The organism is Mesorhizobium sp. M0768 (assembly GCF_040320195.1).
GTDB lineage: Bacteria > Pseudomonadota > Alphaproteobacteria > Rhizobiales > Rhizobiaceae > Mesorhizobium.
This window is the reverse complement of the sequence record NZ_JAMYPD010000028.1, coordinates 1-12293: the sequence shown is the minus strand read 5'-3', so window position 1 is coordinate 12293 and position 12293 is coordinate 1. Positions and strand designations below refer to the sequence as shown.

11 protein-coding genes, 1 pseudogene and 1 riboswitch are annotated in these 12293 nt (G+C 61.6%); of the genes and pseudogenes, 9 read left to right on the top strand and 3 right to left on the bottom strand.

Going from position 1 to position 12293, the window contains the following annotated elements:
* Positions 1–28 precede the first annotated feature (28 nt).
* Positions 29–1093, bottom strand: a complete 1065-nt coding sequence (locus NKI08_RS26775; RefSeq protein WP_352769312.1) for a putative urea ABC transporter substrate-binding protein — start codon at positions 1091–1093, stop codon at positions 29–31.
* Between the two features lie 101 nt (positions 1094–1194).
* Positions 1195–1310, bottom strand: a riboswitch (guanidine-I (ykkC/yxkD leader).
* 383 nt (positions 1311–1693) lie between these two features.
* On the opposite strand from NKI08_RS26775, the gene NKI08_RS26770 reads away from it, so the two are divergent.
* From NKI08_RS26770 to NKI08_RS26740, 7 genes and pseudogenes are all read left to right on the top strand, one after another.
* Entirely contained in the window at positions 1694–2335 is a 642-nt protein-coding gene (locus NKI08_RS26770) for an NADPH-dependent F420 reductase (RefSeq protein ID WP_352474465.1), read from the top strand.
* A pseudogene (locus NKI08_RS26765) lies at positions 2332–3830 on the top strand (aldehyde dehydrogenase family protein). The gene NKI08_RS26770 and the pseudogene NKI08_RS26765 overlap by 4 nt, the downstream one beginning before the upstream one ends.
* A complete protein-coding gene (locus NKI08_RS26760) occupies positions 3827–4597 on the top strand; it encodes a type 1 glutamine amidotransferase domain-containing protein (protein WP_352773571.1) in 771 nt (256 codons plus the stop codon). Before NKI08_RS26765 ends, NKI08_RS26760 begins: the two are co-directional and overlap by 4 nt.
* A 146-nt stretch (positions 4598–4743) precedes the next feature.
* Positions 4744–5088 (top strand): hypothetical protein, encoded by a 345-nt coding sequence (locus NKI08_RS26755; RefSeq protein WP_023679472.1) that lies wholly within the window; start codon positions 4744–4746, stop codon positions 5086–5088.
* A 102-nt stretch (positions 5089–5190) separates the two neighbouring features.
* On the top strand, positions 5191–5958 hold the full coding sequence (locus NKI08_RS26750) for a helix-turn-helix domain-containing protein (protein WP_352773568.1): 768 nt from the start codon (positions 5191–5193) through the stop codon (positions 5956–5958).
* A 46-nt stretch (positions 5959–6004) separates the two neighbouring features.
* The gene (locus NKI08_RS26745) at positions 6005–6220 is read left to right on the top strand and encodes a YdeI/OmpD-associated family protein (protein ID WP_352773565.1); all 216 of its coding nucleotides are present in this window, start codon (positions 6005–6007) and stop codon (positions 6218–6220) included.
* 66 nt (positions 6221–6286) lie between these two features.
* Complete coding sequence (locus tag NKI08_RS26740; RefSeq protein ID WP_352773562.1) at positions 6287–7198, top strand: MBL fold metallo-hydrolase; 912 nt, start codon at positions 6287–6289, stop codon at positions 7196–7198.
* Positions 7199–7358: 160 nt separating this feature from the next.
* On the opposite strand, the gene NKI08_RS26735 is transcribed toward NKI08_RS26740, so the two are convergent.
* A complete protein-coding gene (locus tag NKI08_RS26735; protein WP_352501394.1) occupies positions 7359–8228 on the bottom strand; it encodes a LysR family transcriptional regulator in 870 nt (289 codons plus the stop codon).
* 82 nt (positions 8229–8310) lie between these two features.
* On the opposite strand from NKI08_RS26735, the gene NKI08_RS26730 reads away from it, so the two are divergent.
* Together NKI08_RS26730 and NKI08_RS26725 are read left to right on the top strand one after the other, a co-directional pair.
* Complete coding sequence (locus NKI08_RS26730; protein WP_352773559.1) at positions 8311–8619, top strand: YjiS-like domain-containing protein; 309 nt, start codon at positions 8311–8313, stop codon at positions 8617–8619.
* Between the two features lie 10 nt (positions 8620–8629).
* Positions 8630–9613: an aldo/keto reductase gene (locus tag NKI08_RS26725; RefSeq protein ID WP_352773556.1), complete on the top strand. Its 984-nt coding sequence runs from the start codon at positions 8630–8632 to the stop codon at positions 9611–9613.
* A gap of 159 nt (positions 9614–9772) precedes the next feature.
* Here the strand turns inward: NKI08_RS26725 and NKI08_RS26720 are convergent, their stop codons facing one another.
* Positions 9773–11599 (bottom strand): calcium-binding protein, encoded by a 1827-nt coding sequence (locus NKI08_RS26720; RefSeq protein WP_352773553.1) that lies wholly within the window; start codon positions 11597–11599, stop codon positions 9773–9775.
* Between the last annotated feature and the right edge of the window lie 694 nt (positions 11600–12293).

Genomic DNA, 12293 nt, shown 5'->3' with positions numbered 1-12293 from the left:
CCTCTGGCCAGCATGTCGCGCTCCCGCGTCAGAGCGTTCCGCCCGCTGCCTCTGCCATAAAGGCCGGATCGAAGCGCAGCTTGACGTTGTTGACGTCGCCCAGCGTCGAGCCATCGGGGAAGCTCATGCCGATCACGTCGACGCTCGGCGCGTTGGTACCAAGAATGCCGTGGCTGAACAGGAAGTTGCGCACCAGATCCATGGTCTTCGGCAGTTCGGCGCCGTTGGTGAATGCGACCGCCTTGGCCGGCTCGAAGAACATCGCCGTTGATGCAAGCTGAGCGTCGAAACCGGCAAGATCCGTCCCCGACGCCTTGGCCATCTCTTCCTTGGCCGCCTTGCCTTCGGGCGTGCCCGACGTCATCAGCGCCATGGCTTCATACCATGCACCGACAAGCGCCTTGCCCAAGGACGGATTGTCCTTCAGCGTCGCGGTGTTGACGACCATCATGTCGATGATCTCGCCGGGAATCTCAGTCGAATCGAATACCTTGTGGGCGCCCGGCATGGCGGCGATTTCCGAGACCAGCGGATTCCAGGTGACGACGGAAGTGACATCGCTGGTGCCGTAGGCAGCGACCATGTCGGCATCGGAGGTGTTCACCACCGTAATGTCCTTTTCGGCCAACCCCACCGTCTCCAGTGCGCGCGCAAGTAGGTAATGTGAGACGGAAAGCTCGACGAGATTGACCTTCTGGCCGGCAATATCCTTGAGCGCGGCCTTGTTCTTTAGGATGACCGCGTCGTTGCCGTTGGAGAAATCGCCGACGATCAGGGCCGTCGTGTCGACACCTCCGCCGGCCGGGATCGAAAGCGCATCCATGTTGGTCATCGAACAGCCGTCAAAGCCGCCGGCCGTGTACTGGTTGATGCTCTCGACATAGTCGTTGATGCGGGTGATCTCGACATTGATGCCGTATTTGTCGGCCCACTTCTTCATGATGCCGCTGTCGGAAAGATAGCCCCACGGCATCCAGCCGACATAGATCGACCAGCAAATCTTGAAGTCTTTCTTGGGCGCTGCTTGCGCGGCTGAGATGAAGGGGAGGCTGAGTGATGCGGCTAGGATGATTGTGGCCAGTTTGCGAAGCATTACATACCCCTGTTTGCGATCCGGATTGCGTCCGAACGTCTGTTGGGGGGTTCACGGAGCGCGCATCCGGGAGAGGTTCGCGCCAGCAAACCCGTGCAGGGTTCTCCCGGGATTTTGGCCCGCCGTGTTCCGCCGGATGCCTCAATGCATCTCAAGCGGTCGCGTCTCTTGGACCAGCACCGTGATCGACACGGCCGGAACCCTAGACGCTCTGCACGTGAACAACGAAGCAAGGGGCGTGCCAGTCCGGAAAGCCGTCCTGAGGCGGCCTTTCCCCGGATTTGCAGGCAATCGCGTTATGCTGATGCCACAAAAGTCATCGCAACGCCGACGGATTAGGCAAAGAGAATCTAGCGTCAACCAATATGAGCAGCCTTGTGCCCTGGGGAACTGCGCTGAGAAAATGGTACCCTGCTCTATAGTCGCCCCGCACATATGTCCCCAGTAGGGACACATTCAGGGGAGGGCGTGAACGCCGATCCGGATGCCAATTGGCGCCGACCCATGTGACAAGTGCGCCCGATCGTGCAAGGGCAATTCGTGAAATAAGCGCGACTGCAATGATGCTAGGGAAGCCCGATCGCGTGTCGGGAGGCAGTTGTGAAAGTTGCGATCATCGGACCAGGCTCGCTCGGGAAGGCCTTGGCGAAACGTCTTGGCCTCGCCGGGCACGAAATTCGCCTCAGCTTCAGTCGTGACGAAGGCAAGTTGCGCGCAATCGCGGCAACCCTCCGTGTTGGCTTCGGTGCCCCTGACGAAGTAGCGAGATGGGCCGACGTAATTGCCCTGGCGACGCCATGGCCGGCTCTCGAGTTGGCGATGGACGCGCTTGGCGATCTGTCGGGCAAGGTCGTCTGGGACAATACCAATGCAGTCGCGCCTGACCTTTCCACGATGCTGCTAGGCACTGCGACTTCTGTAGGCGAGGAGGTTCAGAGGCACGCGCCGGGCGCGCTTGTCGTCAAGTGCATTCCGACGTTTGCCGAATTGCTTGACAGGGATGATCCGCGTCTCAACGGCGATCCGGTGACGAGCTATGTCGCCGGCAATGACGCTAATGCCAAGGCGGCGGTTTGCCGGCTTCTCGCCGATCTACCGACAATGCCGGTCGATGTCGGCGATCTCACGGCCTCGCGCCTGATCGAGCCGATGATGCTGCTATTGGTCCAACTCGCCTATCGGCGGGGGATGGGGCCGACAATTTCCTTCAATCTCATTCGACAGGACGGAACCGGTTCATGACTGATTATCTACCCGCGCGGCGCAACGCGATTCCAGTAGGACGTCTGCTGATCGATGGCCAATGGCGCGATGCCGTCAGTGGCGAGACTTCGACGACTTTTGATCCGACCACGGAGGCGGCTATCACCGATATTGCGAAGGCGGACGTCACCGACACGAGCGATGCCGTCGCGGCCGCGCAGCGGGCTTTCGAGCAAGGACCCTGGGCGCGGATGCATCATGAGGAGCGCGCCAAGATCCTGTTTCGCATCGCCGATCTGATGGACGAGCGGGCCGAGGATTTCGCGGTGCGCGAGGCGATGGATATGGGTATGCCCTATCGCGATTTCCGCGATATCATCATGCCGCACTGCTCAGGACTGTTCCGCTTTCATGGCGGGCTCGCCATGAGCGCGATGGACGGCGCCTATCGTACAAGCTACGAACCAAATATCAGGATCCTGACGCGGCGCGAGCCGCTCGGCGTGGTCGCTGCGATCACCCCGTTCAATTTTCCCCTCGCGCTGTCTTGTTCGAAAATCGCGCCGGCACTCGCGGCGGGTAGCACGGTCGTTCACAAGCCTGCGACCGACACGCCCCTGACGGCCCTCGCCTTGGCGCAAGTATCCTCGACGCGGGCGTGCCGCCAGGCGTCTACAATCTCGTCACCGGCCCGGGCGGCACCATCGGCGACGCGCTGGTCAACGATGCCCGCGTCGACAAGATCGCCTTTACCGGGTCGACCACCGTCGGCCAGGGCATCATGCGCAACGGTGCCGGGACGATGAAACACCTGACCATGGAGCTCGGCGGCAAGAGTCCCAACATCGTTTTCGCCGATGCCGATATCGATGCCGCGATGCAGGCAGCCTTCTGGGGCATCTTCTGGAACAAGGGCGAAGTCTGCGTCGCCGGATCGCGCGTGCTGGTTGAACACGCCTGCTATGACGAGGTCGTCGAGAAGCTGAGCGCCATGGCGGAGTCGGCGACGCTCGGCGATCCGCTGGACCCTGCGACGATGATCGGGCCGATCGCATCGCGAGGCGAGTATGACAAGGTCTTGAGCTATGTCGAAGAGGGCAAGCGCACCGCGCGACTGGCCGCGGGCGGCGGCACCCGCCAGGTGAACGGCAAGGGCCTCTTCATCGAGCCGACCATCTTCGCCGATGCGACCAACGACCTAAGGATATCGCGCGAAGAGATTTTCGGCCCTGTCTTGCCAGTAATTCCATTCGACAGCGAGGAGGACGCGATCCGGATCGCCAACGATACGAGCTACGGGCTCGCCTCGGGCATCCAGACCAGCGATCTCGGCCGCGCCTTGCGGCTCGCCGACCGGGTCAAGGCAGGCACAGTCTGGCTGAACTGCTGGCACAAGTACCATCCTAATGCGCCGTTCGGAGGCTTCAAGATGAGCGGCTATGGCCGCGAGCAGGGCCGCGAGGCGTGGGAAAGCTACACCCAATACAAGACGATTTGGGCGAATCTTGGCGAACCAGTCGAGATGGCGCGATGAGCGTGCGCGATTCCAACCCACTCGACCCGCGGCATCCTAAACGCGTCGCGATGGTCCTTTCAAACCCGGCTGTGTCAACCACCACAGGCTGGCCGGTCGGGTTTTGGTGGAGCGAGTTAACTCATCCCTGGCTCGCCTTCACCGCGCGCGGATATAAAGTCGCGATCTTCTCGCCTGAGGGCGGCAAATGCGAGGCGGATGCGTTGAGCGACCCGCGCGATCCGTCCGGCTATTCGGATACGGATCTGATCTCGCTCGGTTTCCTGTCGACGCCGAAACTGGCGGCGCTGGTGGAGACGACCCGGCCCATCGCAGAGCTGTCGGTCGACGCGTTCGACGCGATCGTCGTCGCTGGCGGCCAGGCGCCGATGTTCACCTTCGAAGACGCAACTGAGTTGCAGCGGCTGTTCGTCAACTTCTTCGCGGCCGGCAAGGTCGCGGCCGCCTTGTGTCATGGCGTCGCGCTGCTGCGTTACGCGCGCCTCTCAACCGGCGAGCTGCTGGCCAAAGGGCGCACTGTTACGGGGTTCGCCAATGTCGAGGAGGACTTCGCCGACAATGCCGTCTGGGAGATGGGCGCGCTGCCGCACGGTACGCATCTGATGCTATGGCGGATCGAGGATGAGATGCGTGCGCTCGGCGCGAACTATATTCAGGCCGGGCTGTGGCGCGATTTTGCCGTGCGCGACGGCAATTTGATCACCGGCCAGCAGAACTTCTCCGGAGCGGCGACCGCCCGTCTTGTCATCGAGGCGCTCGGTGGCTGAGGACCAAAGACCGCTCCTGTCGGTGAAGTTCGGGAGACAAACTCGCCGTCAGGGCGGGCGATGCCAAACGACATCGGCCCAATAGGATCCGGGGTCCGTCCAAGAACTCCACCTCAAACAACCACTATCAGCAGCGAGGATGAACCATGGCCGTAGTGACGACACTTGATATTGCCGGCCTGACGGCCGAAGATTATAGCCGCATCCTCGATCGGATCGGCGTGGAGAAACGGCCCGCTGGCGGCATCTACCAGCACATCGCGCATGCCACAGACGATGGTTATCGCATCATCGAGATATGGGACGACAAGGCAGGCCTGGAGCTCTTCTTGCAGGACACATTGTTTCCCGCCGCACAGGAACTGCAAGTTCAGCGTGAAATGACCATTATGACCCAGACACTGCACAACATCTTTGTGCCCCGGATTGGTGAACTGACTGCCCTGGCAAATGATGCGCCTGGTGGACCAGTCAAACGGGCAAAAGTGTAGGCATCAAGGATCGAGGATGCGGCGATCGATCATCGAAGTCCTGGAGGAACTTGCGTCCGGACGCCCGGTACCACGATGGTGACCGCGCCAAGTGCAAAGAGGTTGTTCTTTCCTGCCGGCGACTATCGCCATGCGCCGGCCGGAGTCGTTCAGCTGCGTGTGATTCGCAGCGGTTCATCCTATGCAGAGATCGATCTTGGCCGCGGGCTGCGGCGCGTCTTCACCCGCCCCGGCGACCTGCTGCTCAGTCTTCCCGAGCGTGCCACGCGGTTCAAGATCGAGGAGCCGCGAGAGCTGACGATGATCACCGTTGACTCCGCGCTGGCGTCAAGGCTCCTGGTATCCGCAGGCGGGACCCCCGAGGACCTGGTAATCCTGACCGATCGACCGATACGCGATTCGCTGGTGGCCGAGTTGTGCCGACGCCTCGAAGGCGACCCGCCAGTCAACCCGATCGTCCGCGAATGGACGCTGGGCCTGGTTTTCGCGAACCTGCTCCGTCTCGGGCATGCACGCCAGCGGCAGCAGAAGTCTCCGGTCCTAACCTCGCAGCGGTTCGACCGGGTCCTCGCTGCGATTGACGGCGATCTGGAAAAGGGGGTGTCGATCGACCATCTTGCCGGAATCGCGGGAATACCACGACGCGCCTTCACCGCCGCCTTTCGCGAGGCGACGCAATTGCCGGTACATCAATTCATTTTACGCCGCCGCGTTGATTGCGCGGTCGAGCTTTTGGAAAATAGCGATCTGCCGCTGGCCGAGATTGCTCAGCACGCGGGTTTCACTCACCAGGCCCATATGAATCGCGTCGTGACCCGATTGAAAGGGCTGTCGCCAGGCCGGCTGCGGTCTCGCAGGCGCGACGGCTGACTTGTGATCTATTCCAGCATCAGGATTCGAATGGCGGAGATGTGAGTTGCTGAAACGTCCGTTGGCTAAGATGCCCGACAGTTTGCATGCAGAGCTCGAGGCCGCAAATCTGATGACTGCTTTCGAGCAACGGCCTCCCTATCAGCGCAATGATTACTTGCATTGGATCGAGCGCGCCCGTCACCCGGAAACACGCCGAAAGCGCATAAATCAGATGATTGACGAGCTTACGAAGGGAGGAATCTACATGGGAATGCAATGAGAGCTGGCATCGCCCGCGAAGCTAGCAGGTCCGTCAACGATCATCTTCCAATCCGTGCTTTCCGCATTGATCTTCATCGATTTCCCCACGTTTTTGCGCAGAGGATGCAGAGGGCCAAATAGTGACAATCGAACCTATCCTCCATTTTCGTTTGCGGCAGGTGGCCATATGATCGTGACATCGCAAACCAATAACGTGCTCGGCAGCACGTCGGGAAGGTGGCGCGTCTGGTCGCTCTCGGACGGTTACGTCGAGATGCCGGCGGACCTTCTGCGGGATCCGCAGGATAATCCGGTGCCGCAAGCTGCGAAGGCAGGGGCGCTTTGCCTGTCTGTCAATTGCTTCGCGCTGGCAGGTCCAGGCGTTGACGGCGTTCTGATCGACAGCGGAGGAGGGGGCTGGGCCCTGACAGTGGGGCGTCTTGAGCAGGCCATGGCGGAAGCCAAGATCGACCCGGCTTCGATCACGGTCTTGGCGCTCACCCACGCCCATCAGGATCATGTGCACGGACTTTTGACCCCCGACGGCCGAGTGCTCTTTCCAAACTTGAAGGCGATCGTAATTCCCGAGGCGGCTGTGCAGAGCTTTTTCGCTTACGCGCACCTTGCGCAGTTCCGGCCCCTGCTGAAGCCTGTCCAGAATGGCGACCAGCTGGTTGAGCGATTGAGGGCGGTCGCCTTGCCCGGTCATGCTGCCGGTCATACCGGCTACACGTTCGACACGGACGAGGACCGTTTCCTATTCTTCGGGGACATCGTTCATGTGCCGGCCTTGCAGTTCGGCAATCCCGCGTTCAGTTGGGGCTATGACGACGATCAGCTGACCGCGCGCGCAACCCGCCTAAAGGTTTTCAGTGACGCGGCCGAGGCGGGGACGTGGATCGCCGGCGCGCACCTTGGCTGGCCGGGCATCGGTCGCGTGGTGCGTAAGGGCGAAGCATACGGCTATGAGCCGGCAGGAGGACGAGTGACCGGATAGGCGGCCCCGTGCTGGTCGGTTTATACCGCTCTCTTCGCCCAAGGCAAGGATCTCGACGAGCAGCGCGCCGCACTCCGGCGTCCTCAACGGCGGCGGTACCATCGTCCGGCCCACCAAAATATCTGATTCTTGATCCACTGGCGGCCGATCTGCCTGAGGCTTACCGGATCGGCGTCTCGCCGCGAAACAGCGGCTGGTGCGCCCGCATCAAGGCGGCAATCCGGTCGGCGACTTTCCGTACCGGCGGGGAGTGACGTTCCTCGTGATGGGTGACGATCCATTGGTCGGTTTCAAGTTCGGGGATAGGCTGAGCAACGCGAACCAGCCGCGGATCGCCGTCACCGACGAAGCACGGAAAGACCGAAAGGCCGGCGCCGGCGGCCACCAGTTCGCGCACCGAATGGGTGTTGTTGCCGCGTACGGCGATGCGGTCGCCGTGATGGGCTTGCAGCCAGCGCGCCGAGGCAATGTTTGCGCCTTCGCCGGTGACGCCGACGAACAATCCGGCGGCGATGCCATTGATCAGGTGACGTCCGGAATAAATGGCGTGGGCGACCTTGCCGCTCTGACGGCCGGCCAGCCACTGCTCGGTCGGGCGCTCGCTGCGGATGCCGATGTCGGCGGCACGGCGGCCGATGTCGACCCGGTCGGTAGTGGTGACAAGCTCTACCCTTATGCCGTCATCGACCGTCCAGATCTCGCCGATATGGGCGGAAACGAAGGCCGAGGTCCATGGCCCGGCCGAGACGCGGACAATGCGGTCGGGCAGGTTTCCCTCGCGCCAGCGGGTCAGCGACTGCATTGCCGCCTCGACGTCTTCGGCGCGCCGCAGCAGTTCCTCGCCGACCGGGGTCAGCCGGTAGCCGGTCTGCTGGCGCACGAATAGAGGTTCGCCGATCTGCTTTTCGAGCGCGGTGACGCGTCGTCCAAGGGTGGCTGCGCTGAGGCGCGTGGTTCCCGTCGCTGCGCTCAAGCCACCCAGCCGCGCAACGTCGAGAAACAACCTCAGATCGTCCCAGCCGATATCCATTTTGCAGAAATGAAAAACTCCTTGCGACCGTGGCTGTAGCGCAAAGCGGGCATCGTGCGCAAGTATGCAGGCATTGGAGGCGTTGGACAATCCTGCCTGGCGGGACAGGGACAAGCGCCTCGGCTGGCAAAGAAGCGAACTGAACCCTTTCGATCGCGCATGCGATTGGCGCAGAGGTTTTGCGCTTCCGACCAACCCAGGCGCGCAGGCATTCTGCGTACCAAAGGAGACGATCATGTTGGATGAACTTCGATACCGTTTCGCCCGCTGGATTGCCTATCGCCAGACGCTTGCGAGTTTGAGGCAGGCCCGGGACAGCACACTGGCGGATGCCGGCATTTCTCGCGAAGAGATCCGCGAGCGTGCCCGCCACGCCAGCTTGCGTCGTTGAGGAGCCGGGCATGCAGATGATGATGCTTTGGGATGGCCGCTCGGTACCGCGCATCGGAATCGGCACCTGGGCGGCGGGTGGCCCCGCGCGTTGGCGTGAGACGGCGACAATCTATGGCGAGGTCGACGATATCAGGTCGCAAGCCGCGCTGGCGATGGCTTATGAGATCGGCGCGCGGGTGTTCGACACGGCTGCCGCCTATGGCGCCGGCAATGCCGAACTGATCCTCGGGCGGGCGTTGAGGGGTAAGGACGAAGCCGTCATCGTCACCAAGGTCGGTTATTTCGGCGATCCCGAAACGCGCAAGATCGCACCCGAGGATGCCTCTGCCGCGGCAATCCGGACATCGATCGACAATTCGCGGCAGCGCCTGCAGCGGGATTGTATCGACGTCGTGCTGCTACATATCAACGAGTATCCGATCGAGCGCGCCGGCGAGGTGTTCGATACGCTCGGCCTGTTGCGCCAGGAGGGCAAGATCGGCGGCTTCGGCTGGAGCACCGATCACCGCGAACGGCTTGCCGTCTACGCGCCGCGCGAGGGGTTCGTCGCCGTAGAGAACGACTTCAATGTGTTTACCCCGGCGAACGAGCTGATGGCCGTTGCGGCGCGCGAGAACCTCGTCTCGTTCAGCCGGCTGCCGCTGGCAATGGGGCTGCTCACCGGCAAATACACGCCGGCCATGCGGCTGCCCACCAACGATGTGCGCGGCGGGAATGCCGAATGGATGGTGTTTTTCAGGGATGGCGCCGCCAACCCGGACTATCTGTCAAGGCTCTCGGCAATCCGCGACCTGCTCACCTCGGGCGGACGCACGCTTGCGCAAGGCGCGCTCGGCTGGATACTCGCCAAGTCGGCAATCGCCCTGCCGGTTCCCGGCTTCACGCGGCCCGAGCAGGTCGAGGACAATCTCGGTGCGCTGGAGAAAGGGCCGCTGCCGGCAACGGTGATGGCCGAGATCGACACAGTGCTGAAAATTGCCGAGACTTCGTAGGGTGTGGTGAATCCGGAATTCGCATTGGCGATAATGCGACCAACTTCGATCCCTCTGCTGTCTGCCGATATCGCATTTTTCTCAGTCAAGCTTCCGTGGCGCAATTGAACACGGACGGAGCGGCGGACACGCTCGAGTTGAAGGTCCGCCGCTCCGGTTTCAGATCAAGGAGTGATGCTGCAACGGGAGATGGGTAGCGAGCTGCGCTTGAGCTGCGCCGCCGACCGCGTCGCTGTCGAGAGAGAGCGACCCGGTTGAGCTGTCAAAGATGATGTGGTGGGAACCGTCATCTGTGGCCGTAACAGCAGGGGACGTATGCAATGAAAGCCCTCCCGACTTGAGGTCGGCAAGCGCGGAGTGGTCGAGCTGGACTTTGTCCTGAAGCTTGCTGAAGTCGAAGGCATCGTTGCCGTGACCGGATGTCAGGTCGGCGACGGCGCTCTTGTGGACACCGGCGCCGGCATTTTCGTTGCCCTGGAGCAGTTGGGCGAACCCGTGGCCGGTCAGGCTGGTTGCCGTTTTCTCGGATGGGCTGCTGGTCGCGGCAAGCTCCGAGCCGGACGAAAGCGCGGGGCTCAACGCGGCCAGCACCCGGTCAACGCTGCTGCCTCCCTTGTCGCCGGCAGTATCATGGCTGGTGTCGTTGCTGCCGAACAGATCGGTCAGAGCGTGAAAACCGCCGCGGTCGGAGGGGGAAGCGGCGGTCACAGTCGAACTGCCATCGCTTGCGATGGGGTGCGAAGGCGCCGTCGCGGTCGAGCTGCCATCGCTGGTGCTATCGCCGGTGGAAGGGGCGGTCGCAGTCGAGCTGCCATCGCTCGTGGTGGCGCCGGCGGCGGTCGCAGTCGAACTGCCATCGCTGGTGCTATCGCCGGTGGCGGCATGGGAAGGGGCGGTCGCAGTCGAGCTGCCATCGCTCGTGGTGGCGCTGGCGGCGGCGGTCGCAGTCGAACTGCCATCGCTTGCGATGAGGTGCGAAGGCGCCGTCGCGGTCGAGCTGCCATCGCTGGTGCTATCGCCGGTGGCGGCGCTGGTGCTATCGCCGGTGGCGGCATGGGAAGGGGCGGCAGTCGAGCTGCCATCGCTCGTGGTGGCGCCGGCGGCGGTCGCAGTCGAACTGCCATCGCTTGCGATGAGGTGCGAAGGCGCCGTCGCGGTCGAGCTGCCATCGCTGGTGCTATCGCCGGTGGCGGCATGGGAAGGCGCGGTCGCAGTCGAGCTGCTATCGCCGGTTGCGGCATGGGAAGGCGCAGTCACAGTCGAGCTGCTATCGCTGGTGGCGGCGTCGGACGCGGGCGCAGCAGCACTGCTGTCGCTGCTGGTGGTGTCTGAGGCCGCAGCGGTAGTGGTGTTGTGTTCCCGGAAAACGGCTTGCAGTTCCGAGGAGCTTTCAAGCGCGGTATCGCCGTTCTGCGTTCCCCACTTGTAGGTATAGTCGAAGGCGGGTGACGGAACCAGCTTGGCCCAATGATCCATCATGGTTTGCATCTGTTCGGTGGTGGGCATGACCTGTCTGCCGCCATCGGAAGTCTCCCAATTGCCGCCGCCAAAGGCCTGGAAGACCGGAACGATGTTGCTGATCGGGATGCCCGACTTCACCGCTGCAGCCACGGCTCGGTCGATCATGTCGTAGTCGACCGTGTCCGTTCCCGTGCGCACCGGATAGGGGTCTATTCCAAAATAGTCGATATGCGTGTTGGCCGGATTGTAGGTGTTGGTAAAATCCGGATTGGTAGGGGATCCCATATTCATCATGGTGACGAAGGTCTTGGCGCCTGGAAAATGCTCATGGATCCAGTCGGATTCCGCCTTCAGGTTCTCGGCGGTTGCATAGGTGCCCCACCTGCCCGTGGGATCGGGCTCGTCAACCAGATAGAATCCGAACACATTCGGATTGCCGAGGAAGGGGGTCATTTTCTCGATGAAGGATGAAGTTACGCCCTCGTGCTCGTTGAGGTACACCAGACCCTTCATGCCGTCCGGCAACGCGTCGACTTGCGAAGCGTACTGAACGTCAGCCAGATTGAAGCCGGCAGTTGCGATTTCGGTGGCGGATCCACCCGACGTATAATGCAGAGTTGCCATCCAATATTCCTTTTTCTGATTTCGATAGCGCCCGGCGTCTACCTACAGACGGCGTATATTAGCGCCAAATCACATACAGACACCCGTCGATAGAATCATTGACCGTTTGTAGGAATGCTGCACGGATTGTGACTTATTTTGACAGCAGCGACTTAGGACAAGATGCTTATTGTCTTCTGATGTCAGAATGATGCCAGAATTGCGACTTTATTTTGAAGGCGCTGTAGTTTTTGAAGTTCCTCGATATTTTTATAATGGCTATACATTTATAGATTTTAATGCGTTAGACGTCAACTTTCGTACAGAAATTCAAAATGACGTTAACCTCTGGCTGCGGGCCCCTCCACAGTTTCACTGCCCAACCAATTAGCTGTGGACAATTCGTAGGCATCTGCGCGCTCGTCACCTGGTATCGGTCGGCAGATCTCCGTGATCGAGATCAAATCAATTTAGGAAACCGCCCAAAAGGTGAGAGTAGGGCGGTTCCCAGCTGGAGAGCCTGAGGGCCTTGGCCGCCTGAGCACCGTCATGTGTCCGCCGCTCCGCTAAACACGGGGGCTGCGCGGCGGACACGCCGACGTCACCGCAATGCCAC

Coding starts and splice junctions, on each gene's coding strand:
- NKI08_RS26775 (WP_352769312.1), bottom strand. CDS start 1,093: ATGCTTCGCAAACTGGCCACAATCATCCTAGCCGCATCACTCAGCCTC.
- NKI08_RS26760 (WP_352773571.1), top strand. CDS start 3,827: ATGAGCGTGCGCGATTCCAACCCACTCGACCCGCGGCATCCTAAACGC.
- NKI08_RS26755 (WP_023679472.1), top strand. CDS start 4,744: ATGGCCGTAGTGACGACACTTGATATTGCCGGCCTGACGGCCGAAGAT.
- NKI08_RS26735 (WP_352501394.1), bottom strand. CDS start 8,228: ATGGATATCGGCTGGGACGATCTGAGGTTGTTTCTCGACGTTGCGCGG.
- NKI08_RS26725 (WP_352773556.1), top strand. CDS start 8,630: ATGCAGATGATGATGCTTTGGGATGGCCGCTCGGTACCGCGCATCGGA.